This is a genomic window from Micromonospora sp. DT68 (assembly GCF_049847245.1).
Taxonomy (GTDB): Bacteria; Actinomycetota; Actinomycetes; order Mycobacteriales; family Micromonosporaceae; genus Micromonospora; species Micromonospora profundi.
Window position 1 is genome coordinate 42,272 of sequence record NZ_JBNCNZ010000005.1, and the last position, 24,114, is coordinate 66,385.

The following is a 24,114-nucleotide window of genomic DNA, read 5'->3' on the forward strand; positions in this document are numbered from 1 at the left end:
CCCGCCGACACGGGGCGGCGGGCGGCCCTGGCGTCGGTCCGGAGCGGTGTCGCACGGCAACGGCCACTGATGTTGTGCCGGGCGGCGCAGCGGGCGCGACGGGGTGATGAAAAACTTGACGCATGAGTTCCGCACCTGCACAGCACGACGCCCCGACCGACAACGCCCCCGACGCCACCGACGAGGCGAACGCCTTCACGGAGCTGGGGCTGCGCTCCGAGCTGCTGGGCGCGTTGGCAGCCCTCGGCTACGAGGAGCCGACTCCCATCCAGCGGGAGGCCATCCCGCCCCTGCTGGAGGGTCGGGACCTGCTGGGGCAGGCAGCCACCGGCACCGGCAAGACGGCAGCGTTCGCGCTGCCGCTGCTGAACCTCATGACGCCGCACCGCCAGGGCGGCGACCCGGTGGCGCTGGTGCTGGTGCCGACGCGGGAGCTGGCGGTGCAGGTGTCCGAGGCGTTCCACCGCTACGGCAAGGACCTGGGCGCGCGGGTGCTGCCGATCTACGGTGGGCAGCCGATCGGGAGGCAGTTGCGGGCGCTGGACAGCGGGGTTGACGTGGTGGTGGCCACCCCCGGGCGGGCACTGGACCACATCGCCCGGGGCACCCTGCGCCTCGGCGGCCTGGCCACGGTGGTGCTCGACGAGGCCGACGAGATGCTCGACATGGGCTTCGCCGAGGACATCGAGGCGATCCTGGAGCACGCTCCGGCGCAGCGCCAGACCGTGCTCTTCTCGGCCACCATGCCGTCGCGCATCGACGGGATGGCCCGCCAGCACCTGCGCGAGCCGGTCCGCATCGAGATCGGCCGGGAGCAGCAGGTCGCGGGTGAGGCGCCCCGGGTGCGGCAGAGCGCGTACATCGTGACGCGGGCGCACAAGCCTGCCGCGCTGGGTCGGGTGCTTGACGTGGAGTCGCCGACGGCCGCCATCGTGTTCTGCCGCAGCCGCGAGGAGGTCGACCGGCTGACCGAGACGATGAACGGCCGGGGCTACCGCTCCGAGGCGCTGCACGGCGGGATGAGCCAGGAACAGCGGGACCGGGTGATGGGGCGCCTGCGGGCCGGCACGGCCGACCTGCTGGTGGCCACCGACGTGGCGGCGCGAGGGCTGGACGTCGAGCAGCTCACCCACGTGGTCAACTACGACGTGCCGTCGGCGCCGGAGTCGTACGTGCACCGGATCGGGCGGGTGGGTCGGGCCGGGCGTGAGGGCGTGGCGATCACCCTCGCCGAGCCGCGCGAGCACCGGATGCTCAAGACGATCGAGCGGGTGACCGGCCAGCGGATCACCATCGACAAGATCCCCACGGTTGCGGACATGCGTACCCGCCGGTTGGAGCTGACGCAGGCGGCGCTGCGGGAGAGCCTGCTGGAGGACGACCTCGACCCGTACCGGGTGATCGTGGAGACGCTTACCGACGAGTTCGACCTGATGGAGGTCGCCCTCGCCGCCGTGAAGCTCGCGCACGAGGTGACCTCGCCGGGCTCCGACGACGAGGAGGAGATCCCGCAGGTGCCGGTGCGCGGCCCGCGTGAGGGTCGCCCGGAGGCCGGTGGCCGGGGCGGCGATCGTCGTGGCGGGGGCCGGCCTCGTTCGGGCGGCGGCAACACCGTCCAGGTCTTCGTGGGCCTGGGTCGGCGTGCCGGCGTACGCCCGCAGGATCTGGTGGGCGCGATCACCGGGGAGACCGGTATCCGTGGCCGGGACATCGGCTCGATCGAGATCGCCGACCGGTTCTCGCTGGTGGAGGTGCCGCAGGGGGTTGCCGACGAGGTCATCTCGGGGCTGCGCCAGAGCACGATCAAGGGCCGCAAGGCCACAGTCCGTCGAGACCGTGGAGGCGACGAGCGCTGAGCACGCCGCCGGCGCGGATCAGAGGGAGTACGGGCCGAAGCGACCCCACGCCACGACGGCGGCGAGGACGAGCAGCACCACGCAGGTGACGGCGCCCTGGATCTCCGTGCGGCGCCGGTCGGCGGTGTCCTGCTTCTTCATGTCGCGCAGGTGCACCAGGATGGCGCCGATCATGACGATGACCAGCCCGAGGGCTGCCAGCGGGGTGAGGACGGTGGCGATACCGGTGAGGGCGGGCAGCACGAGGCCGAAGGCGGCAAGCACCTCGACGGCCCCGAGCGCCTTGACCTGGCTGGGCGGGACGGGGTCGACCCAGCCCATCCGGTCGCGCAGCTTCTCCTTCGGCTGGGTCAGTTTGGCCAGGCCGGCGCCGGCGAAGATGGCGGCGAGCAGGATCTGGATGACCCAGAGCACGGTGTTCACGGGGGTTCCTCCGGGGGCGCCGCCTCGCGGCGGTGAGGGTTGTTGAGAGCTCGACCGAGACAGTAGTACGCAAACGGCCCCCACCGTCTACACGAGACGGTGGGGGCCGTTGCGGTGGAGCGTCAGGCCGCGGCGAGCGCCGGACCGTCCAGCGCTTCGACGTCGGCCGGACGCAACGCCAGGGCGAGTACGTCGGCCACGTCGGCCAGGGTGTGCACTGTCAGCGCCTCGCGTACCTCGGCCGGCAGGTCGTCCAGGTCCGGCTCGTTGCGGGCCGGGATGATGACCTCGGTGAGGCCGGCCCGGTGCGCGGCGAGCAGTTTCTGCTTCACCCCGCCGATCGGCAGCACCCGCCCGGAGAGCGTCACCTCGCCTGTCATCCCGAACTCGGGGCGGACCGGCCGGCCGGTGACAAGCGACGCCAGGGCCGTCACCATTGTGATGCCGGCGCTCGGGCCGTCCTTGGGCACCGCGCCCGCCGGGAAGTGGACGTGGATCCGGCGTCCGGCCAGGACGTTCGGGTCGATGCCGAACCGCCGCCCGTTGGAGCGCAGGTACGACAGCGCGATGTGCGCCGACTCCTTCATCACGTCACCGAGCTGACCGGTAAGGGTCAGCCCCGGCTCGCCCTCCATGCTGGTCGCCTCGATGAAGAGCACGTCCCCACCCGCGCCGGTGACGGCGAGCCCGGTCGCCACGCCGGGCACAGCGGTGCGCTCTGCCGACTCCGGAGTGAACTTCGGCCGTCCCAGGTAGGTGGCGAGGTTGCCGGTGTCGACGCGTACCGGCGACGGGTCGGTCGCCAGCGTCACCGCCACCTTGCGCAGGATCTTGGCCAGGCCACGTTCGAGCTGCCGGACGCCTGCCTCCCGGGTGTACTCCCCCGCGACCAGTGCCAGCGCCTCGTCGGCGATCTGCACCTCGTCGGCGGTCAGACCGGCCCGTTCCCGCTGCCGGGGCAGCAGGTGGTCCCGGGCGATGGCGACCTTCTCGTCCTCGGTGTAGCCATCGAGCATGACCAGCTCCATCCGGTCCAGCAGCGGGCCGGGGATGGACTCCACCACGTTGGCGGTGGCCAGGAAGAGCACGTCGGACAGGTCGAGGTCGACCTCCAGGTAGTGATCGCGGAAGGTGTGGTTCTGCGCCGGGTCGAGCACCTCCAGCAGGGCGGCGGCCGGGTCACCGGCATAGCCTGCGGCCAGCTTGTCCACCTCGTCGAGGAGCACGACCGGGTTCATCGAACCGGCCTCGCGCAGGGCGCGGACGATCCGACCCGGCAGCGCGCCGACGTACGTGCGCCGGTGACCGCGGATCTCGGCCTCGTCGCGCACACCGCCGAGGGAGACCCGGACGAAGTTACGCCCGAGCGACCTGGCCACCGACTCGCCGAGGCTGGTCTTGCCGACACCGGGAGGACCGGCGAGGGCCAGCACCGCGCCGGAGCCGCGCCCGCCGACCACGCCGAGGTTGCGCTCGGCCCGGCGGTTGCGCACCGCGAGGTACTCCAGGATGCGGTCCTTCACGTCGGCCAGGCCGGCGTGGTCGGCGTCGAGCACCTCCCGGGCCGCGGCCAGGTCGGTGTTGTCCTGGGTACGCGTGCCCCACGGCATTTCGAGAACGGTGTCCAGCCAGGTACGGATCCAGCCGGCCTCCGGGGAGGCGTCACTGGACCGCTCCAGCTTGCCCACCTCGCGCAGAGCGGCCTCACGGACCTTCTCCGGCAGGTCGGCGCTCTCGACGCGGGACCGGTAGTCGGCCGAACCGTCGGGCTCGTCCTCGCCCAGTTCCTTGCGGATCGCGGCGAGCTGTTGGCGCAGCAGGAACTCCCGCTGCGACTTCTCCAGCCCTTCGCGGACGTCGCTGTTGATCTGCTCGGTGACCTCCTGCTCGGCCAGGTAGTCCTTCACCCAGCCGACGAGCAGTTCCAGCCGGGCGGTGACGTCCGGCGCGGCGAGCAGTTCGTTCTTCTGGTCCACTGTCAGCCAGGGCGCGTACCCGGCCGAGTCGGCCAGCTCGGAGAGGTCGGTCATCCGCTCCACCGCGTCGATGACCTGCCAGGCGCCCCGCTGCTGGAGCACTGAGGTCACCAGGGCGCGGTACTCGCGGGCGAGTTCCCGGGCCCGGCCGGCGGGTGCCGGCTCGTCGAGTTCGGCCGCCTCGACCCAGAGCGCCGCGCCGGGGCCCGGCACACCAGAGCCGATACGGGCCCGGGACAGGCCACGGATGACGGCGGCGGGCTCACCCTCGGGCAGCCGGCCGACCTTCTCGATGGTGGCGACCACGCCGACGGGGCCGTACTCGCCGTCGATGCGCGGGACGGCCAGCAGCTTGCGGTCGCCGGTCGCCCGCGCCGCGTCGATGGCGGCCTGGGTGGTCGGGTCGAGGGTCACCGGGATGACCATGCCGGGAAGGAGAACGGCGTCGGTCAGGGGAAGTACCGGAAGAGTTGCCATCGAACACCTGCTATCACGTTGACTTGAGCGTGTACCACTCAAGTAACAAAACGTTCCCCTTGTTCCATCATGTGACCCAGACCACTTCCAGCGGCACGGCCGGACGCGGGCTGACACCCGCCGTCGGGCCGCACGGGAACCCGGGCGACCCGACGGGACGGCATCAGGTGAGCTTGCTCTTGACCGTGTTCACCACCCGCCGACCACGCCCGGATTGGTGCCGTACAGCCGCGGGTCACCCGGGGCCAACGCCGGCTCCGGGGCGTTCGCGACCGGGTTGTCGTCGTACCGGAACTCGCCCTTGCCGTCCGGCGTGGGCCCGGACGCCCACCGCCCCTGCGCGGCGTCGGTGCCTGCGGAGAAGCCCAGGTAGGTGTAGCTGAACTCGTCGGAGAACTCGCCCGAATCCGGAAACGCCTCGGGCACCGGCATGTCCTCCAGGCCGTCCTCCTTCAACTGCTCGATGGCCGCCAGCCACATGTTCTGGTGCATCGTGTCGCGGGCCAGCAGGAAGCGCAGCATCTGCTTGACGCCCGGGTCGTCGGTCATGTTGAACAGGCGGGCGACCTGGAGTCGACCCTGGGCCTCGGCGGTCACGTTGAGCTGGAAGTCAGCCATCAGGTTGCCGCTGGCGGTGATGAACGCGCCGTTCCAGGGCACACCGTTGGAGTCGGCGGGCAACGCCCCGCCACCGCCGTGGATGAAGTGCGCCGGGTTCGACCCGGCGTAGGTCGCCGCGCCCCCGGGGTTGTCCGCGACGCCCTCCGACAGCGACAGCGGCGCGTTGTCAAGCAATCGGGTGATCATGGTGACGATCATCTCGACGTGACCGACCTCCTCGGTGCCGACGTCGAGCAGCAGATCCTTGTACTTGCCGGGCAGCCGGCAGTTCCACCCCTGGAAGAGGTACTGGTTGGCGACTGTCATCTCGCCCCACTTGCCGCCCAGGACCTCCTGGAGCCGGCGGGCGAAGGCGGCGTCCGGACCATCCGGCTTGGCCTCGAACTGTAGATCCTTGATGTGGCTGAACATCGATCCTCCTCAGTGCCGGGAATGCTGGCACCGATGCGGTTCCCCGACCGGTGACCCTGCCGGGCCAATCCGCGTCCCGACGGGGTCAGCGTGGCGGGGCGGCAGCCGGAAGCAGCACCTCCAGCGCCACGCCACGAGGGCGCAGCCGGAACACCCGCAGCGTTCCCCCGTCGACGGCCACCAGTTGCCGCACGATCCACAGGCCGAGCCCGGACATCCCGACCGCCGGCGCCGGGCGGCGCAGCGCCAGCAGCAGATCCTCACTCACCCGCCCCTGGTCGGTCACCACGATGCTCAGGCCGGAGCCGCGCAGCGCCGCGTAGATCCCGACGTGCCCCCCGGTCGGCCCGTGTCGCAGCGCGTTCTCCACGAGGTTCACCAACACCTGCCGCGTTCGACCGGCCGGCACCGGGCAGGTGGCCGCCCGGCGCGTGGCCCGGGCCCGCCGCCGCGACGGTGGCACCAGCGCGGCCGCCTCGCGCAGGATGCCGACCAGGGGCACTGTGGTGTCCGCCTGGGCTGTCGGCGTCAGCGCGCCGGTGCCCGCGGTCGCGTCCCGCAGCAGGCTCTGGAGGTGCAGTGCCTGGTCGCGGGCCAACTCGGTGATCGCCTGACGGTCGGCGTCGGTGAGCGCCCGACGCTCGTCGGCCAGCGCCCGGGTCAACGACGTCAACGTGCTGACCGGCGTACGGAACTCGTGGCAGAGCACCCGCAGCAGCAGATCCGAGTGGCCCGGTGTCGCGTCGACCGGTCCGGGCGCGGGCCGGCGCAACTCTCGCAGCAGGCCCCGCAAGCCGTGCCGTGCGTGCATCCACCCGACTCCCCTCTTTTGGTGCATACCCGCATGATTGGTACCCGCTGGGGAACGGCGCAGACATGCCGGACGCACCCACCCTCAGACTCGCCGTCGTGGACGACCACTCCCTCTTCGTCCGTGGCCTTGAGCTGCTGCTCCCGGCGACGACCGACGGCCGCGCCGAGGTGATCGCGTCGACCGGTGACGCCGCCGGTGCCGCCGCCCTGGTCCGCTGCTGCCGCCCCGACCTGGCGCTCGTCGACCTGCACATGCCGCCGCCCGGCGGCATCCGGGCGATCGCCGCGATCCGCCGGACCACCCCCCGGGTACGGGTGGTCGCGATGTCCGGTTCCACCGACCCCGCGCCCGCGCTGGAGGCGCTGCGGGCCGGCGCCGAGGGGTTCCTGCCGAAGACCAGCGAGCCGGAGGAACTACTGCCCCCGCTGCTGGCCATCCTCGACGGATGGGCGGTGCTACCGGCCGAACTGCTGCGCACGCTGCTGCGCCCCAACCGGCCCGCGCCCGTCGACCTGGACAGCGAGGAATGCCGACTGCTGCGGGCGATCGCCGCCGGCCGCAACACCCTCGACGTCGCCGAGGAACTGCACGTGTCGGAGCGGACGGTGAAACGGATGACCGCCGCGCTGCTGCGTAAGCTGCGGGTGTCCAACCGCGCGGAGGCCGCTGCCGTCGCCGGTCAGAGCGGTCTCCTCACCGAATGACATTGCGCCAGCGCCGCTGATTCAGCAGCTGTTCCCGGTTTTGCTCGTCACCCAATCGCGACCCGCCGAAATGAATGGGACGCATATTGTTGCGGTTTCCCCGGATGATAGGTCAGACTTTGGGCACATCCCGCCACACACAGGGAGTAATTGGCAATGGCGAGAAAAGTAATCACGGTGCTGACGGACGACCTCGACGGCGGGAAGGCCGACCGGACCGTCGAGTTCAGCCTCGACGGCGCGGCCTACACGATCGACGTCTCGGACGAGAATGCCGGCGTGCTGCGCAAGGCTCTGGATCCGTACATCAATGCCGGCCGGCGCATCGGTCGGGGCCCGGCGGAGAGCACGCGGACCGTTCGGCGCCCTGGACGGCCCAGCGGCGCGGGAATGGACCGGGAGCAGAACCGGGCCATCCGGGAATGGGCCGTCAAGAACGGCTACAAGATTTCCGAGCGGGGTCGGATCCCGGTCGAGGTCGTCGAGGCGTACAAGAACCGCTGATCGGGCGACACAACGACGGGGTCCCGCCGGCAACGGCGTGACCCCGTCAGTTTGTGTGCGGCCGGCCACCCGGGGCTACCACCCCGGGTGGCCGGCCGCCGCCGGTCCACTCCGAATCAGTTGACCTCGATACGCACCGCGTCGAACGCCGGGGTCTGGTTGGCCCGCTCCATCATCGGCAGACGGTGCGACCCGTCGCCGGCCCAGACGGAGCACTGCGCCGTACCCGATTCCGGCAGGCCAGGGACCTGGATGGTCACCTCGTCGGGCTGTGCACCGCCGCGACCGTCCTCGGTGGCGACGAAGAACGCCGGCACCTCCTGCGGCTCGGGCGGCGCGGTCAGGCTGTCCAGCATCCGGCAGGCGGTGTGGAAGTGACCCCGCACCAGGCCCTGGGCGTTGAGCAGCGAACTCTCCACGTAGTACCCGCCCTGACCGGCCGCGAGGAAGCGGTCCCGGACCAGGTTGCGGGTGCTGATCCGCAGGGTGAAGGTCTGGTTGCGGTCGACCTGCTGCGGGAACTGGGTGATCAGCAGCGACGGGTTGTTGGCGGCGGCGCCGACCTCACCGAACGCGGTGCTCACGCAGCGGTTGCCGTTCTGGAAGCCGTCGTGCGCCTGCAACTGGCTCTCGTCGCAGTTGTTGGCCAGCACGCCGAGGCCGGCACCCGGGGCGTTACCGCCACCGTTGTTGCCGCCACCGTTGTTCCCGCCGCCATTGTTGCCGCCACCGTTGTTGCCACCGCCATTGTTGCCGCCACCGGTGTTCCCACCGCCGGTGTTCCCACCGCCGTTGTTCCCACCGCCGTTGTTCCCACCGCCGTTGTTCCCACCGCCGTTGTTCCCACCGCCGTTGTTACCGCCACCGTTGTTACCGCCCGTGTTGCCGGTCGGCTGCACCTGGCAATCGGCGAGCTGCGCCAGACCCTGCGGGCGCGGCCCCACCCGGTCGATGGCGAGCGTGATCCGGTCCAACACCGCCTTCCGCTTGGCGGCCAACGGCTGCAGGATCGCGTTGCGGATGAACGTCTCGCCCTTGTTGCCCTCGGCGGCCAGCCGGCGGTCGGCATCCGCGATCTGGGTCTGCAACTGCGCCAGATTGCGGTCGACCTCTGCGCGCGCCCGGTCCGGCACCTGCGGCAGCCGCGCCGCCACATCCGGGCAGGCGATTGCCGAACCGGTGCCGACAGTGCCGTCCTTACCGTCCTCGCATTCCGCGACCGACTGCTGACCGTCACCCCAGTGATTGCGTACCCACCGGCCGTTCTGCCAGGTTCGGCTTGTCGAGTTGCCGCTCGGCGCGGTCGATCCGGGGCTCGGCTCCACGCATTGTCCGGCGGCCGGCCGGGGCTTGTTCGTCCGCCGGTCCTGGGCCGACGAAATCTGGGTGACGGCGACTACTCCGCCGAAGACCACGAGCGTGCCGACAACGGCCAGCAGACGCTTGCTCCGCGCGATGCCGGATGGCCGGCGCGCCCGAGTGGACCTGCGCATCGAATTGCTCTCCTTCTCGATCCGGTAGTGGATTCCTGCCCTCGGCGGACCGACGGATGTGAGATGGCACGCCACGGCGGCGACCACCGCGACCTACCCGGTAACGTGTCGATGGCCGACGATGCCCTTTCCGCACCGTCTCCCGCGTCCGGTCGACGCGGATGGGGAGATCCTCTTCATTCGCGCAGGAGTACGGGACCGCGTCCGGGAAGGTTCAACCCGGCGCACAAAAAATTGCTCCGACCCGGCACTGACCGAAGGCGCAGCAGGTCAGAGGGGAAACGGCCGATCAGTCGACGCAGAGATGGTCGAACGCGAAACCGCCGACCAACTCGTGGCGGCGCCGGCTCAACGCGACGATCTCCGCGGTGAGATCGGCCCGCGCCCGCAGTGCCGGGTCGTCCGGCTCCAGCCCTCGCAGCCGCACACCGACGGCGACCGCCGCGAGATCCTCGGCCAGCCGGGCCGCGTCGACTCCACAGGAGAACCTCTGCTCGGTCACCGAGACCCGCTCCACCAGACACACGTCCGGGCGGACCTGCACCCAGCTCCACCCCTGCGCCGGGCCGTCCGCCCAGCGCACGTGCAGCGCGCGCACGATCGGGTCGGCCAGCCGCCCCGCCACGTACGCGTCGACCGCCGCCGCGCGACTCAACGCGCCGAGGTCGTTGACCGGGCCGGTACGCCCGTCCGGGAGCCGCCCGAGGATGTCCCGGAAACCCACCGGGGCCGGCTCGTCCTCGGCACCGCCCATCCCGGCGTCTGACGCGTAGGCGCGCGCGTCGATGACGTACTCGACCAGGCGCCGGCCGGAGTCGACGGCCCGCAGCGTCGGCGAGCCGACCCGCAGCACGGGCAGCCCGACGGCCGCGCTGACGGCGTCCTTCAGTCGCTCGGCGCGCTGCTCGGCCGAACCGGGAAGCGCGACGGGGCCGATCTCCACCGCGACGACCGGCCGGCCGGAGTCGGCGGCGCAGACCACGAGGTCGAAGGCCGCCCGGCTGGCCGAACTCCACTGGCTGCCGGTGACGCCCGGCGGACGCCCCGGGACCAGCTCACTGAGCCGGCAGTCGGCGTACACCCGGTGACCGGCGCGGGTGAACAGCGCGTCGCGCCCACCGTCGGCGGACAGGGGCCGCAGCCAGCCGCGCTCGTCGCTGCTCGTCATCTGCCATCCCCCGGTCGCTCGAACCGGGCCGAGTCTAGGTGGTCGATCATGGCGAGCCGAGGCACCGTGTGATGCAGATCACATCTCGCTGACGTTCCAGGGATGGCCTCCCTGTGTATCCAGCGGGATCGCCGGTACCGCCGGTCGGGAGGTGACATGTCGCGTCAGCAGTTCGGCTTCCTCGCCGGCTTCCTCGGGGTGGCGGTCTGGGCGCTCGCCGGCGTCGAGGTGACCGTCGGCGCCGTGCTGGCCGGCCTGCTCGGCTGGCTCGTGGTCCGGGTGCTCGACGGCGACCTCGCGGTCACCGGACTGGGCGACCGCGCCGACTCCCGGCGTCGCCGATGACCGCGCACCCGCCCACCGCGCCCGGCGTCGCCCTGCCCGAGCCGATCATCGACGCGGCGACAGTCGCGCGGATCGCGACGGAGGCCGCCCGGCAGGTGGACGGCGTCTGCGCGGTCAACCCGGCCTCCGTACGCCTGCACGACCAATCCGTGGGCCTCGACCTGCACCTCATCACCTGGTACGGGCACAACGTGGCCGCCGTCGCCGAGACGGTACGGGCAGCGGTGGCCGACCGGATCACCACGAGCACCGGCCTGACCGTGGCGACAGTGACCGTCACCGTTGACGACCTGCTCGTCCCCGGCGTGGACGGCAGCTGACGTGCGTACGGTCAACCGGGTCGCCTCGCTGCTGCTGGCCGCCGCCCTGCTGCTCGGTGGCGCCCTGCTGGCCGTGCAGGCGCTGCTTGTCAGCCTGCACCGGCCGGCGTCGGTGCTGGACCGTACCGGCTGGTACGACACGCTGACCGCCACCCGGTTGCGGGACCCGACGGTCCGGGCGGTAGCCGGTGCGGCAGTACTCCTGGGCCTGGCCATCCTCGTCGCCCAACTACGCCGGTGGACGCCGGTACGGCTGCGCCTCGACGACGCCGACAGCTGGCACCTGCACCGCCGCAGCGTGGAGCGGCGACTCGCCGACGTGGCCGGCGCCGTTCCGGGCGTACGCCGGGCCCGCGTCCAGGTCCGGCGGCGCGACGGCCGGTGGCGTCCCCGAGTACGCGCCACCGGCGATCCCGCAGCCCGCACGGAGGTCGAGTACGCCGTGCGTCAGGAACTACGCCGGCTGGCCGCGCCACCCACAGACCGGATCGAGGTCCGGTTGCCACCCCGTGGACGGCCCGCATGACGAACGCCGCGCACCGGCTGCTCTGGACCATCGTCGCGCTGCTGCTGGTGGCCGTCGGTACGGCGACGCTCGCCCTCACGTACGGCGGAAACCCGGACGCGACGGTGCTCAGTACCGCGCTGCTGGACCGGTGGCGGCTGGCTACCCCGTGGAGCACCCTGGCCGCGGCGGTCGCGGGCGTGCTGCTCGCCCTGGCCGGGCAACGACTGCTCGCCCGGGAGCTGCGGCAGCCCGGCACCGCACTGCGCGGAACGCTCAGCCACCCCGGTCGACGCCCGGGCCGGACCCGACTGGCCGCCGACGTGCTCGCCCACGCGCTGGAACGCGACCTCACCGGCGGCCCCGGCGTACGCCGGGCACGGGTCGTGCTGACCGGCGCGCCGCCGCACCCCGACGTGTGGATCAGCGTGGACCTGGCCGCCGACACCTGCGGCGGCGCCCGCGAACACGTCGACGCCGCGGTCCGCCGCTTCGCAGTGACCGCCGGCTGCCAACCGGCGCACCTCGACGTGACAGCCCGCATCGAACCGGGTCGTCCCTGATCCGCGCACGCCCTCAGCGGGCGGTTCGGTCGCTGTGGACGATGCTCGCCCCGACGGCGACCGTCAGGGTCACCACCACCACTGCGAGCGTCAACCAGATCGGCAGCTCGCCCACCGGTGTCCCGGCGAGGATCAGCTTCGCTCCGGCGAACGCGAGCAGCAGCGCCAGCCCGTAGCGCAGGTAGCCGAAGTGCCGCAGCAGGCCGGCGAGGCAGAAGTAGAGGCTGCGAAGTCCCAGCACGGCGAACGCGGTCGCCGTCCAGACCAGGAAGATGTTCGTGGTGATGGCCAGGATCGCCGCCACCGAGTCGATCGCGAAGACCACGTCGGTGGCCTCGATGGCCACAAGCGCCACCAGCAGCAGCGTCGCCACCCGGCGACCCCCGACCCGGGCGGTGAAACGGTCGCCGTGATAGCGGGCGTCGGTGGGCACCACCCGGCGGAACACCCGGACCACCACGTTGCGGTCCGGGTCGACGTCGGGCTTCCCGCGTACGGCAAGCCGCCAGCCGGTCCAGACCAGGAAGGCGCCCAGCACGTACCCGGCCCAGGCCAGCCGCTCCAGCAGTTGCGCGCCCGCCACGACGAACAGCAGGCGGAAGGCGAGCGCCCCGACAACCCCCCAGAACAGCACCTTGTGCTGGTAGCCCGCCGGCACCCGGAAGTAGCCGAAGAGCAGGGCGAAGACGAACACGTTGTCCACCGAGAGCGCCTTTTCCAGCAGGTAGCCGGAGAAGTAGGCGATGGCCGCGTCGCCGCCGAGGCCCCACCAGACGCCCACCCCGAACAGCAGGCCCGCGGCGATCCAGGCGGCGCTCCACAGCAGCGCCTCACGTAGCTCGATGACGTGGCTGTCGCGGTGCGACACGAGGTCGACCGCGAGCAGCGCGGTGATCACCACACCGACCACCAGCCACGCCCACAGCGGCACCGCGACCACATCAGTCACCAGTGCTCCACCGCCTCGCCCACGGCGAACCGCCCCGCTGCCTCGCTCGTACGCCGCCGCTGACAGGTGAACCGGCCCGCCGGCCCGGCCGTTACCGAGCCTAGGCGAAACGGCCCGCCTGTCGTCGGTGCTCCGGCCGAAGCTCACGGCCGGAGCACCGGCGACACTCAGGCGACAGGCATCACCTGAGCGGGGTCGGCGACAGTGTCGTCGGCGTCGTAGGCGATGGCGTTGACCACCCGCACGACACCACTGACCTGGCCCGCGAGTCGCCCGGCGAGGTCAACTGCGGAACGGCGGTCCAGACGACCGGCCAGGGTCACCTCACCGTGGCGTACGGTGACCGTCACCAGGCCGTCCCGCACTGCCAGCACCCGGCGCAGCACCTCCTGGACCACGTCCTCGCGGATCTCGGCGTCCGACCGCAGGTGCACCCGCAGCAGGTCCGCGCGACTGACGATGCCTACCAGCCGGCCCAGGTCGTCCAGGACCGGCAGCCGCTTGACCTGCTCGCGGTCCATCAGCCGTGCGGCTGCCGACAACGGCGCCTCCGGGTGGGTGCTCACCGCCGGCGCTGTCATCAGGCCGCCCGCCAGCAACGCCTCGCTCTTGCCGCGCGCGCCGCGCCGACGGCGGCTCTCGAAGACCCGCCGCTGCGCCGGCTCACCGGCGCGCTCGACCCGGTGCAACAGGTCCGCCTCGGACACCACGCCCAACACCCGGCGGGACCCGTCGACCACCGGCACCGCGCTGACCCCGCGGCGCAACACCACATCGACGATCTCCCGGTACGGCGTCGCGGCCTCCACGGTCACGACCTCCCGGGTCATCACATCGCCCACCTGCCAGGTCCTCATCACGGCCTCCCTCGTACGCCTGCACCTCGCACGTTAGTGACAGACAGTGACGGTGGTCAGTGCCGACGGACCGGGTCGGGAGGGGTCGAAGGTCCCGGGCCATCGCGGTCCGGTCGGCCCTGCCAGGGGCGACGCCGCAAGTGTCCAATAGAGATGCCACCGGGAAGCGCGGTGCGAGGCAGAGAAGGGACGTGGACATCATGACCGCGACGATCGAGCGGAACACCGCGAAGACCACCGCTCCGGCGGCCGACACCACCCGGGAGAGGGCCACCCGCTACATCCTGGCCGGCACCCGGATGGCACTCGGCTGGATCTTCCTCTGGGCGTTCATCGACAAACTGTTCGGCCTCGGGTTCGCCACCGAGTCGAAGAACGCCTGGATCAACGGGGGCAGCCCCACCAAGGGTTTCCTCACCTTCGGCGTGAGCGGGCCGTTCAAGGACCTCTACACCGGGATCGCCGGCGCCGCCTGGGCGGACTGGCTCTTCATGATCGGCCTGGCGGGTATCGGCGTCGCTCTCCTGCTCGGCATCGGAATGCGTATCGCCGCCGTCGCCGGTGGGCTGCTGCTGGTTCTCATGTGGACCGCCGTCCTGCCTCCGGAGAACAACCCCTTCATGGACGACCACCTGATCTACGCCGCGGTGCTCGCAGTCCTGGCGCTTGTCAACGCCGGCGACACCTGGGGCCTCGGCCGGATCTGGGCGAAGCTGCCGATCGTCCGACAGCTGCCCTGGCTGCGATGACCGAACACCGCACCACCTCCACAGCGGGCGTCACCATCGGTGACGCCCGCAAGCTCGTGCGCCCAAACTTCATCCCCGCCGGGCGTGTTTCGAGGGCTTCACACCGCCGGTTGGGCAGGTGACGGGTCCGCCGGACATTCGCCACGGACGATCCGGCAGGATCGACGGTGACCGGACACATCACCCAAACGGCAGGAGTTCCCGCATGAACCAGGCAGCAGACGCCCGTTCGGGCAAGCCCGAGGTGGGGCCGATCGAAGGTGCGCCGCCGGCCGACCTCGTGATCGAGGACATCACCGTGGGCGAGGGCCCGCAGGCCGAGCCGGGTCAGTTGGCCAGCGTGCACTACGTCGGAGTGGCCCACTCCACCGGCGGCGAGTTCGACTCGTCCTGGAACCGGGGCGAGGCGTTCGAGTTCCCGCTCGGCGGCGGTCAGGTCATCGCCGGCTGGGACCAGGGCGTGGTCGGCATGCGCGTCGGCGGTCGCCGCCGGCTCACCATCCCGCCGCACCTGGGGTACGGCGACCGTGGCGCGGCCGGCGTCATCAAGCCGGGCGAGACGCTGGTCTTCGTCGTCGACCTGCTCGGCGTGCGCTGACCGATCGTCGGTGGGGTCGCCGGCTCGAACCGGCGGCCCCGCGCCCGACGTCTCCACGGGCGCGAGCAGTCAGGCCAGGGCCGGCAGAAGCCGGGTGATCAGGACCGACGAGCTCCGGCAGTCAGGCCGCGCACGGCAGACAGTGCGCGGTCGCGGCCTGCGGGCGGTGCGCGGCGGCGACGGGGACCGCCCGACGCGGCGCACCGACCACGCCGGCGGAAACCGGACGACGCGCTGCCTCGACCACCCGGGCCGGCTCCAGAATCACCATCACCCGGTGCAGGCCCGTGGCGCGCAGCACCCGGGCCACCATCGGCGTCGGGTCGACCAGGACGAGCTCGCCGCCCCGGGCCCGGATCCGCAGATGTGCGGCGAGCAACGTGCGCACCCCGGCGGCGGACAACAGTCGCAGCTCGGACATCTCCAGCTGGACGACCGGCCGGGCTGGCGCGGACCACAGCGCGGATCGGAACGCGGCCACCGTCGCGATGTCGACCTCGCCGGCCACCCGCACCTGGACCACCCGGTCACCCACGTTGAGCTGCACGTCGAGCCGGTCGCTGCGATCTTCCATGCCATGAAATCTAGCCGCCGCCTCCGACAGTTTCGTCCCTCCACGGGGTGATTCCGGGTACGTCCAGGGTCAACCCCCGGGGTACCCCTGATCCCCCTCAGGGGTACCCCGTCGGGATCCGTCAGCCGGAGCGCCACCGGCCCGGGTGGAGAATGGCCGGATGGTGATTCCCCGGCCCCGGCCGCCCCGGCTGATCCGACCCGTCCGCGAGCCGGCCACCGTCGCGCCTCCGCTTACCGGAGCGTGGGCCGCCACCGACCGCAGGCTCGACCACGTCGACCTGCTGCCCCTGCCCGAGGGCGCGGTCGGCCCCGAGGACGTCCTTGTCGACGCGGCCGGCCGGGTGATCAGCGGCGACGAGGATGGCAACCTCTGGTGGTGGCCGACGGACGCTCCGGCCGGCACCCGGCCCCGGCTGCTCGCCGAGACCGGTGGCCGGCCGCTGGGCATCGAGGTGGACACGTCCGGTGAGGCGCTTGTCGTCTGCGACGCGTACCGCGGGTTGCTGCGGGTGACGCCCGACGGGGCGGTCCGCGAGTTGACCGGGACGGCGCCCCCGGTGCACCTCGCCAACAACGCGACGGTGGCCCGCGACGGCACCGTCTACTTCACCGACAGCTCGGACCGGTTCCCCGTCTCGCACTGGAAACGGGACCTGCTGGAGCACCGCCCCAACGGCCGCGTGCTGGCCCATCACCCGGGCAGCGGGCACACCGAGGTGGTGGCCGACGGGCTGTACTTCCCCAACGGGATCGCGCTGACCCCGGACGAGTCGGCGTTGATGCTTGTGGAGACCTCCACCCACCGGCTGGTCCGCGTCGAGCTGGGCGGTGGCGTCCGGGTGCTGGCCGACCTGCCCGCGTATCCGGACAATCTCTCGGCGGTGGGCGACGGGACGTACTGGATCGCGCTGCCCAGCCCTCGCGTGCCGATCGCCGAGCGACTGCTGCCGCATCCCCGGCTGCGCCAGATCGCCGCGCTGCTGCCCGACGCGATGCAGCCGCAGCCCCGCCGCTACGGGCTGGTCGCCCTGGTCGACGAGCAGGGCGCGGTCCGCCGGACGCTGCACGGCCCGACCGGGCACTACCCCATGATCACCGGGGTACGCCAGCATGGCGACCAACTCTGGCTGGGCAGCCTGACCGGGTCCGGGGTGGCGCGGGTACCGCTTGATTGACAAGGCCTCGACGCTCGTGCCGGGCCGGCGGGCGGTGCACGCGGCGACCGGGCCGGGCCCACCTCGCTGGCGGGCCCGGCCCGGTCGATTGTGTGTCAGCGACCGCTTACCGAAGGTGCCGGAGCGGGCGAGCCACCGGCCACCGCGCCCGGGTGGGCGGGCGCGGCCGGTGCGGGCCCGAGCCCGGCCGGCACCGGCAGGGCGCTGCCCTTGGCGAACTCGTCCCAGCTCACGTTCCACGCCGTCCAGCCGTTGCCCGGCTGCAACTCGACCTCGGTGCCCTTGACGGTGACGAGGTCGCCGACCTGGGTCACCCCCATCAGCCAGTCGGCGGCAGCTGCGGAGACGTTCGCGCAGCCGTGCGAGACGTTGGTGTTGCCCTGGTCCCCCTCCGACCACGGGGCGGAGTGGATGAACTCGCCGCCCCAGGTGTAGCGCTGGGCGTCGTCCACGTCGACAACGTAGCCACCGTTGGGCTCGCCACGGGTGTCGAAGGTGGTCCGCTCATGCTTCTCCATGATCACCATCTTGCCGCTGGAACTGGGCGTACTCGGCTTGCCGAGGCTGACCGGGATCCGGCGGATCTGCTTGCCGTCGCGCAGCACCGTCATCTGCTTGGTGGCGTTGTCGATCTCCAGCGCGACCTGCCGTCCGATCTTGGAGGTCGCGGTCCGCTCCGCGTCGCCGACGAGCTTCTTGCCGATGGGCAGCCCTTCCAGCCCGGCCCGCACGCTGATCGTGGTCCCCGGCCGCCAGAAATCGGGTGCCCGGTAATAGACCTGACTTCCGTCCTCCAGCCACGACCACGTGCCTGGCTGCGGCGGATTCGTCTTTACGAACAACCGACGCTGCACATCCGCCCTGGCCTCTTTCGGAATTGCCGGGTCGAACGCGACGGTTACCGGCATCGCCGTGCCGTACGTCCGGTTACCGACGAAATAGAGGGTGCTTGTGATCTGCGGCTTCGTGGACTTGGGCATCGTGGTGAAGGTCGTGGTCCGGGTGGTGGTCGCGCCCGAGTCGCCGGTAGCTGTCACCTCCGCCGTGTACGTACGCCGGGGTTGCAGCGGCTTGCTGGGCACCCACCCCGAGCCGTCCTCCCGTGGCTCCGCCTCGACCTGCTTGCCCTTGTCGTCGGTGAGCCGGACGGCGGTGACCCGTCCCCCCTTGACCACCGTGCCGACCTCGGCACTGACCGGAACGTCCCGGGTCTTGTCCCCCGGCGTCACAGTGAGTTCGGGCGCCGGGGCGTGTTCCTTGGCCGATTCGGCCGCCGGCTTCCGGTCGGCGGTGCACCCACCCAGCACGAGCGGTGCGGCTGCGATGGTTACCGCCAACAGCGTCAATCGCCGCCTAGGCGTCATGTTCAGTCCCCCCGTTTTCGACTTCCCTCCGCCATATTCTCGCGGCCTGACCAGGGTCGTCCGGGCCATTCGGAAATAATCGGCGGCGCATTTATCGGCACATTTTCCGGCGCTGTGCCGTTGACGAATAAAGCGCACAACTGCCGCCTGTGGCCCCGCCCGACCGACCCCGACCCACCCGGCCCGCAACGTCCCGTCCCACCCTCGCACGCCGAACCCGCACCTATCACCACGGATGTGCGACTTTCCGGCGGCGGCACAGCGCCCGCCCGGGCGTTCGCACGCGCGGCCAGCGGCGGACACCGCGCAGGCGCGCAGACGGCCCGGCAGGCGTACGTGCCGAGGTGCGGGCGACCGCCGCACCTGGTGGGCGCACTTTTGTCAGGTGGAGCGAAACTTCTGCCAATCGAGACGAAGCTTTGCCTTCGTCCGGAGGCAAGGGTAAGGTCGCGATTCAGATAGAGGGTTGCCCATCCGTCGATCAGCCTGCCGCCGCCCGCACCGGGTCGCCGCGTTCCGGCCCACACGGGCCCGGGCCGCACCCGCGCACCGTCCCTCACCGTCCAGCCGGAGTCCGCCTCCGGCCGGTTCGGCGCGCCCGGACGGCGGCAGTCGGTCGACGCCGCAGACGGCACAACAGCCGTCAGGAAGGGACCACCACCATGGATCACCAGACCAACGAGCCGGTGCCGCCAGTGGCGTCCGAGCCGCTCAGCAGGCGCGGAGTGCTCCGCGCCGCGACCGTCTCCGCCGCCGCCGTCGGCACCGCCGGCCTGCTCGCCGGCCCGGCCAGCGCCGCACCGGCAGGGCACTCCCCCGGCCGCCGCCGGGTGCCGGTGGACCGGATCAGCATCCAGCTCTACACGCTTCGCGACCAGCTCGCCGCCGACCTGCCCGGCACCCTCACCGCCCTTTGGCGGATCGGCTACCGCCGCGTGGAGCACGCCGGCTTCGTCGGGCGTACGGCCGCGCAGTTCCGCGCCGCACTCGACGCGGCCGGGCTGCGCTCCACCTCCGGGCACGTCGGCATCCCGCAGCCGTTCGACGCCGCCACCTGGGAACGCGCCCTCGCCGAGGCGAACGTGGTGGGGTGCAAGAAGATCGTCCACCCGTACTTCGGGCGCGACGAGCAGGGCCGCCCGATCCGGGACCCCGCCGTCTACCGTGCGCTGGCCCGGGACCTCAACCAGGCCGGCCGGCTGGCCGAACGCGCCGGGTTGGACTTCGGCTACCACAACCATCAGCTGGAGTTCGTACCGCTTACCAACGGGTCGACGGGCTTCGAGATCCTCGCCGGGCAGACCGACCCCCGGCTGGTCCACTTCGAGCTCGACCTCTACTGGACCTGGCGGGGCGCGCACGACCCAGTCGACGTGATCCGGGCCAACCGCGGCCGGGTCCGCCAGGTGCACGTCAAGGACCTCGACGTCGAAGGTGGCTTCGCCGACCTCGGCGACGGTGTCATCGACTTCGGCCGGATCTTCGCGCACGAGCGCGAAGCAGGCATCGAGGAGTACATCGTGGAGCGCGACGACGCGGGCACCCCGCCGCGCGCCCCCGCCGACGCCCTGGACACCGCCCGGGTCGGCTTCGACTATCTCGCCTCACTCCGGTACTGACCACCACCTCGGGGGAACTACCTGATGAACAGGACCGCTTTCGTGTCCGCCCTGCTCCTGGTGACGGCCGGCCTGGCCGCACCGACGGCAGCGGCGGCAGCTCCCGCCGCGCCGCCGGACAGCAGCTTCCAGAAGGTGACGCTCAACGACTTTCCCGGCGAGCCGATGAGCCTCGCCGTCCTGCCCGACCTGCGCGTGCTGCACACCTCCCGCACCGGTGAGGTCCGCATCCACGACCCGCGTACCGGGCTGAACACCCTCGCCGCTGACATCCCCGTGTACGAGCACGACGAGGAGGGGTTGCAGGGGGTCGCCATCGACCCGAACTTCGCCAAGAACAAGTGGGTCTACCTCTACTACTCGCCGCCGATGAACACCCCTGTGGACGACCCGGCCACCCCCGACGTCAACGAGGGTGACGCGCCGCTTGTCGGCACCGAGGCCGACTGGCAGCGGTTCCGAGGCGCGCTGCGGCTGTCCCGGTTCAAGCTCGAGGGGATGAAGCTCAACCTCAGCACCGAGCAGCAGATCATCGACGTGCCCACCGACCGTGGCATCTGTTGCCACGTCGGCGGTCAGATCGACTTCGACAGCAAGGGCAACCTGTACCTGTCGACAGGTGACGACACGAACCCGTTCTTCTCCGACGGTTACATCCCGATCGACGAACGGGCCGACCGCAACCCGGCGTTCGACGCCCAGCGCACCTCGGCGAACACCAACGACCTGCGCGGCAAGCTGCTGCGCATCAAGGTGAAGGCCGGCGGGGGTTACACGGTGCCGGCCGGCAACCTCTTCAAGCCGGGTACGGCGAAGACCCGCCCCGAGATCTACGCGATGGGTCTGCGCAACGCGTTCCGGTTCGCCGTGGACCGGCGCACCGACAACGTCTACCTGGCCGACTACTCCCCGGACGCGTCCTCGTCGAACCCGGAGCGCGGACCCGCCGGGCACGGCCGGTGGATGCTCATCGACAAGCCGGCGAACTACGGCTGGCCGTACTGCGTGACGCCGACGATCGCGTACCGCGACTACGACTTCGCGACCGGCCAGTCCGGCCCGAAGTTCAACTGCAAGCGCCCGGTCAACGACTCGCCCCACAACACGGGCAAGCGGCAACTGCCGCCGGTGGAGCAGCCGGAGGTCTGGTACCCGTCCGCCGCGTCGGGTGAGTTCCCGCAACTGGGCACCGGTGGCATCGGCCCGATGGGCGGCCCGGCGTACGACTACGACGGGACCAGCACGTCACGGACCCGCTGGCCGGCCTACTACGACGGGGTGCCGCTGTTCTACGAGTGGACCCGGGACTACATCAAGGAGTTCCGACTCGACTCCCGCGGCGACGTCACCGACATCCGGTCGGTGGTGCCGTCGATAGTGGTGGACAACCCGATGGACATGGAGTTCGGCCCGGACGGCGCGCTCTACGTGCTGGAGTACGGCGACGGCTACTTCGCCGAGAACCCGGACGCCCAGCTGTCCCGGATCGACTTCGTCCGCGGCAACCGCACGCCGATCCCGAAGATCAGCGCGACCCCGACCGCCGGACAGGCGCCGTTGACCGTGGCGTTCTCCAGCGCCGGCACCACGGACCCGGACGGCGACCGGCTCAGCTACGCGTGGGACTTCAACGCGGACGGCTCGGTGGACAGCACCGAGGCGAACCCGACGTGGACGTTCCAGGAGAACGGCTCGTACACCCCGACGGTGAAGGTCACCGACCGCACCGGCCGGTCGGCCGCTGCCACGCTGCCGCTGCTGGTCGGGCCGCGGGCGCCGGTAGTGGAGTTCGTCGCCCCGGTGGCCGGGCAGCCCTTCCAGTTCGGGCAGACTGTCGCGTACGAGGTGCGGGTCACCGACGACCTGCCGGTGGACTGCTCGCGGGTGAAGGTCACCTACGTGCTCGGCCACGACGAGCACGGGCATCCGCTCTCCTCGGCGACCGGATGCTCCGGGACCATCGCCACATTCGTCGACGGTGGGCACGGTGGGGCCGACAACCTGACAGCGGTATTCGTCGCGGAGTACACCGACGCGCCGACCGATCCCGGTGTGCCGGCGCAGACCGGTACGGCGACGGTCGTGCTGGATCCCGACCCGGTCGCCGGCCTGGCCGGCTGACCGACGCGGATTGACGGTGGCGGCGGCCCGGAGCACTCCGGCCGCCGCCACCGAGCGTCACGCAACCTCAGCCGCCCGCCCCTCCACCTCGCCGACGGACAGCCCGCCCCCGGTCGAGTCACCCGGGGCCGGCGCCCGCTCAGCCCCAGCCGCTGTCGACGTGGTTGTCCCGCCAGCGCCCGCCCACCGGCGGCGTGTCCAGCAGCATCCCGTCGTCGGCGTTGCCGGCGAGGTCGTTGTCCTCGACCCGGCAGTCCACGCAACTGCCCCGCTCGGTGATCCACAACCCGTGGGTCTGGGTTTTGTCCTCGTGGTTGTCCCAGATCCGGTTGCCGCGGATGGTGGCCGAGTCGAACGCCGCGTCGATGGCGATGCCGGCCCGCCGCTCGGGCGCCGTGGACAGTTCGTACCGGCAGCCCGGCGGCGGGACGTCCCCGCTCCACGCGCTGATGGCGTCGGGTCGCACCGGCGCGAGGACGAGTTCCTCGCCGGTGTTCGAGGCGACCACTGCGACAGACCGTCCGACCCGCAGGACCTTGCCCCGGTGCCCGTCAAGGGGCCAGTTCGCGGTCCGGTCCACCACGGACCGCTCGGCGTAGCGCACTGCCTCGCCGGCGCCGGTGGTACCTGCCGCCCGCTGCTGACCGTTGTTACGGATCCGGTTGTTCAGCACCATCGCGTCGGTCATCGGATGGTCGATCCGGATGGCGTCCAGCCCGTTGTTCCAGAAGTCGTTGCTCTCGATCACCACGTCCCGGACCGGCCCCTGGTAGCCGCGTTCGAGGCCGAACCCGTGGTAGCCGTGCCGTCCGTTACCGCTGATCCGGTTACCCCGGATGGTGTACGGGCCGGGACTGTTGCCGATGCTGACCCCGTCGCGGATGTTGCCGTCGACGACGCAGTCGCTGAGCAGCCCGCCCCGCCCGGCCACGCCCGCCGTGCCCTGCGCCGAGACGTCGAAGCCGGCCTCCAGGTTGCCGGCCATCGTGCAGGCGGAGACGATGAGACCGTCGGCGCCCCAGTCGGAGATGCCGAACCTGTTGCCCTGGCTGTGGCAGCCGACGATGCGGTAGCCGCGCGGCGGCGTCCAGTAGTCCTTCTGCAACTCCAGGAAGATGCCGTTGGTGCCGTTGGCCAACGTGGTGCAGTTGGCGATGGTCAGACGCTCCATGTCGCCCCACCCGCCGATGCCCACGCCGATGCCGGCACCGCCCATCTGCTCGCCGTTGTCCAGCCGGCCGCAGCCGACCACCACGCAGCCGTCGATCAGGCTGTCCTGGAGGAAGTCGCAGCCCAGGCCGGTGGCCGCGGTGTGGTGGATGAACAGGTTGCGGAACACGCCGCGCACCATGTACTGGAGGCCCAGGCCCTTGGCGAGGTAGTTGTACTCGGCCATCGCCACGCCGGACCCGTCGATCTCGAAGTCCGCGAAGGTGCAGTCGGCGATGTGCCGGTCGCGGTCGGCGCCGTGTTGCAGGGCGGTCCAGAACGCCAGCGGGGTGGGGTCGGTCCGGTTGCCCTCGTTGCTGAGCAGGAACCGTGTCGCCGCCGGGCCCGCCCCGATCAGCGAGACGCCGCTGCGCCACGCCGTGCCGGCGTCCCGGATCGAGTAGATGCCCGGCGGGCAGTAGATGACCCGTGCGCGGCCGTCCGCCGCGTAGCCGGCGCCCAGGCGGTCCACGAGCGCGGCCAGCGCCGGCTGGTCGTTCGTCTCGCCGTCGCCGCGCAACCCGTACTCCCGCGCGTCGCAGTACAGGGGCGCCCCGGCCGAGGCGGGTCGTCTCTCCCGGACGACGTTGGACAGCACCTGGTACGTCACGGACGGGCTCCCTCCGACGCTCTGGTGCATTCCGGCGGGGTCGACTTCCCGAATCGAGGTCCGGAAAACCCCTGGCACGCGGCGGCCCCGGCGCCCGCACAGGGCGG

At 71.6% G+C, this 24,114-nt stretch carries 23 protein-coding genes; 12 read left to right on the plus strand and 11 right to left on the minus strand.

Annotated elements, in window-relative coordinates:
• Nucleotides 1-122 precede the first annotated feature (122 nt).
• Nucleotides 123-1,856 (plus strand): DEAD/DEAH box helicase, encoded by a 1,734-nt coding sequence (locus ACPXB1_RS10935; RefSeq protein WP_425735168.1) that lies wholly within the window; start codon nt 123-125, stop codon nt 1,854-1,856.
• Between the two features lie 18 nt (nt 1,857-1,874).
• On the opposite strand, the gene ACPXB1_RS10940 is transcribed toward ACPXB1_RS10935, so the two are convergent.
• The 4 genes from ACPXB1_RS10940 to ACPXB1_RS10955 all read right to left on the minus strand — a co-directional run bounded on the left by ACPXB1_RS10940 (nt 1,875) and on the right by ACPXB1_RS10955 (nt 6,575).
• Nucleotides 1,875-2,279: a DoxX family protein gene (locus ACPXB1_RS10940; RefSeq protein WP_425735169.1), complete on the minus strand. Its 405-nt coding sequence runs from the start codon at nt 2,277-2,279 to the stop codon at nt 1,875-1,877.
• 122 nt (nt 2,280-2,401) lie between these two features.
• Entirely contained in the window at nt 2,402-4,732 is a 2,331-nt protein-coding gene (gene lon, locus ACPXB1_RS10945; RefSeq protein ID WP_355589345.1) for an endopeptidase La, read from the minus strand.
• Between the two features lie 189 nt (nt 4,733-4,921).
• Complete coding sequence (locus ACPXB1_RS10950; protein WP_425735170.1) at nt 4,922-5,764, minus strand: manganese catalase family protein; 843 nt, start codon at nt 5,762-5,764, stop codon at nt 4,922-4,924.
• An 85-nt stretch (nt 5,765-5,849) separates the two neighbouring features.
• Nucleotides 5,850-6,575 carry a sensor histidine kinase gene (locus ACPXB1_RS10955; protein ID WP_355589342.1) on the minus strand — a complete coding sequence of 242 codons (726 nt, stop codon included), beginning with the start codon at nt 6,573-6,575 and terminating at the stop codon, nt 5,850-5,852.
• Between the two features lie 98 nt (nt 6,576-6,673).
• On the opposite strand from ACPXB1_RS10955, the gene ACPXB1_RS10960 reads away from it, so the two are divergent.
• The gene (locus tag ACPXB1_RS10960; RefSeq protein ID WP_355589340.1) at nt 6,674-7,282 is read left to right on the plus strand and encodes a response regulator transcription factor; all 609 of its coding nucleotides are present in this window, start codon (nt 6,674-6,676) and stop codon (nt 7,280-7,282) included.
• Between the two features lie 156 nt (nt 7,283-7,438).
• Nucleotides 7,439-7,786, plus strand: a complete 348-nt coding sequence (locus ACPXB1_RS10965) for a histone-like nucleoid-structuring protein Lsr2 (protein ID WP_355589338.1) — start codon at nt 7,439-7,441, stop codon at nt 7,784-7,786.
• A 116-nt stretch (nt 7,787-7,902) separates the two neighbouring features.
• Here the strand turns inward: ACPXB1_RS10965 and ACPXB1_RS10970 are convergent, their stop codons facing one another.
• Together ACPXB1_RS10970 and ACPXB1_RS10975 are read right to left on the minus strand one after the other, a co-directional pair.
• Complete coding sequence (locus tag ACPXB1_RS10970; RefSeq protein ID WP_425735172.1) at nt 7,903-9,279, minus strand: hypothetical protein; 1,377 nt, start codon at nt 9,277-9,279, stop codon at nt 7,903-7,905.
• 289 nt (nt 9,280-9,568) lie between these two features.
• On the minus strand, nt 9,569-10,447 hold the full coding sequence (locus tag ACPXB1_RS10975) for a hypothetical protein (protein WP_425735173.1): 879 nt from the start codon (nt 10,445-10,447) through the stop codon (nt 9,569-9,571).
• A 156-nt stretch (nt 10,448-10,603) separates the two neighbouring features.
• Between ACPXB1_RS10975 and ACPXB1_RS10980 the strand changes: the two genes are divergently transcribed.
• From ACPXB1_RS10980 to ACPXB1_RS10995, 4 genes are read left to right on the plus strand one after another with little or no spacing between them, the layout of a single operon-like run.
• Nucleotides 10,604-10,792, plus strand: a complete 189-nt coding sequence (locus ACPXB1_RS10980) for a hypothetical protein (RefSeq protein WP_425735174.1) — start codon at nt 10,604-10,606, stop codon at nt 10,790-10,792.
• Complete coding sequence (locus ACPXB1_RS10985; RefSeq protein ID WP_355589330.1) at nt 10,789-11,112, plus strand: Asp23/Gls24 family envelope stress response protein; 324 nt, start codon at nt 10,789-10,791, stop codon at nt 11,110-11,112. Before ACPXB1_RS10980 ends, ACPXB1_RS10985 begins: the two co-directional genes overlap by 4 nt.
• 1 nt (nt 11,113) lies before the next feature.
• Nucleotides 11,114-11,638, plus strand: coding sequence for a DUF6286 domain-containing protein (locus ACPXB1_RS10990; protein WP_355632812.1), 525 nt, complete (start codon nt 11,114-11,116; stop codon nt 11,636-11,638).
• Complete coding sequence (locus ACPXB1_RS10995) at nt 11,635-12,180, plus strand: hypothetical protein (protein ID WP_355589326.1); 546 nt, start codon at nt 11,635-11,637, stop codon at nt 12,178-12,180. Before ACPXB1_RS10990 ends, ACPXB1_RS10995 begins: the two co-directional genes overlap by 4 nt.
• Nucleotides 12,181-12,193: 13 nt before the next feature.
• On the opposite strand, the gene ACPXB1_RS11000 is transcribed toward ACPXB1_RS10995, so the two are convergent.
• The gene (locus tag ACPXB1_RS11000; RefSeq protein WP_355589452.1) at nt 12,194-13,120 is read right to left on the minus strand and encodes a TerC/Alx family metal homeostasis membrane protein; all 927 of its coding nucleotides are present in this window, start codon (nt 13,118-13,120) and stop codon (nt 12,194-12,196) included.
• Nucleotides 13,121-13,296: 176 nt separating this feature from the next.
• On the minus strand, nt 13,297-13,986 hold the full coding sequence (locus ACPXB1_RS11005; protein ID WP_355589324.1) for a CBS domain-containing protein: 690 nt from the start codon (nt 13,984-13,986) through the stop codon (nt 13,297-13,299).
• Nucleotides 13,987-14,177: 191 nt separating this feature from the next.
• On the opposite strand from ACPXB1_RS11005, the gene ACPXB1_RS11010 reads away from it, so the two are divergent.
• Both ACPXB1_RS11010 and ACPXB1_RS11015 read left to right on the plus strand, forming a co-directional pair.
• Nucleotides 14,178-14,735: a hypothetical protein gene (locus tag ACPXB1_RS11010; RefSeq protein ID WP_355589322.1), complete on the plus strand. Its 558-nt coding sequence runs from the start codon at nt 14,178-14,180 to the stop codon at nt 14,733-14,735.
• Between the two features lie 205 nt (nt 14,736-14,940).
• Complete coding sequence (locus ACPXB1_RS11015) at nt 14,941-15,333, plus strand: FKBP-type peptidyl-prolyl cis-trans isomerase (protein WP_355589320.1); 393 nt, start codon at nt 14,941-14,943, stop codon at nt 15,331-15,333.
• A gap of 121 nt (nt 15,334-15,454) precedes the next feature.
• Here ACPXB1_RS11015 and ACPXB1_RS11020 read toward each other — a convergent pair whose 3' ends face one another.
• Nucleotides 15,455-15,907 carry an STAS domain-containing protein gene (locus ACPXB1_RS11020; RefSeq protein WP_355632806.1) on the minus strand — a complete coding sequence of 151 codons (453 nt, stop codon included), beginning with the start codon at nt 15,905-15,907 and terminating at the stop codon, nt 15,455-15,457.
• Between the two features lie 160 nt (nt 15,908-16,067).
• On the opposite strand from ACPXB1_RS11020, the gene ACPXB1_RS11025 reads away from it, so the two are divergent.
• Complete coding sequence (locus ACPXB1_RS11025; RefSeq protein ID WP_425735175.1) at nt 16,068-17,084, plus strand: SMP-30/gluconolactonase/LRE family protein; 1,017 nt, start codon at nt 16,068-16,070, stop codon at nt 17,082-17,084.
• Between the two features lie 95 nt (nt 17,085-17,179).
• On the opposite strand, the gene ACPXB1_RS11030 is transcribed toward ACPXB1_RS11025, so the two are convergent.
• A complete protein-coding gene (locus ACPXB1_RS11030; protein ID WP_355589314.1) occupies nt 17,180-18,448 on the minus strand; it encodes a L,D-transpeptidase in 1,269 nt (422 codons plus the stop codon).
• Between the two features lie 662 nt (nt 18,449-19,110).
• On the opposite strand from ACPXB1_RS11030, the gene ACPXB1_RS11035 reads away from it, so the two are divergent.
• Together ACPXB1_RS11035 and ACPXB1_RS11040 are read left to right on the plus strand one after the other, a co-directional pair.
• Nucleotides 19,111-20,067 (plus strand): sugar phosphate isomerase/epimerase family protein, encoded by a 957-nt coding sequence (locus ACPXB1_RS11035; protein ID WP_425735176.1) that lies wholly within the window; start codon nt 19,111-19,113, stop codon nt 20,065-20,067.
• A 24-nt stretch (nt 20,068-20,091) separates the two neighbouring features.
• Entirely contained in the window at nt 20,092-22,188 is a 2,097-nt protein-coding gene (locus ACPXB1_RS11040; protein WP_355589310.1) for a PQQ-dependent sugar dehydrogenase, read from the plus strand.
• Between the two features lie 139 nt (nt 22,189-22,327).
• Here ACPXB1_RS11040 and ACPXB1_RS11045 read toward each other — a convergent pair whose 3' ends face one another.
• Nucleotides 22,328-24,007, minus strand: coding sequence for a right-handed parallel beta-helix repeat-containing protein (locus tag ACPXB1_RS11045; protein WP_355589308.1), 1,680 nt, complete (start codon nt 24,005-24,007; stop codon nt 22,328-22,330).
• Between the last annotated feature and the right edge of the window lie 107 nt (nt 24,008-24,114).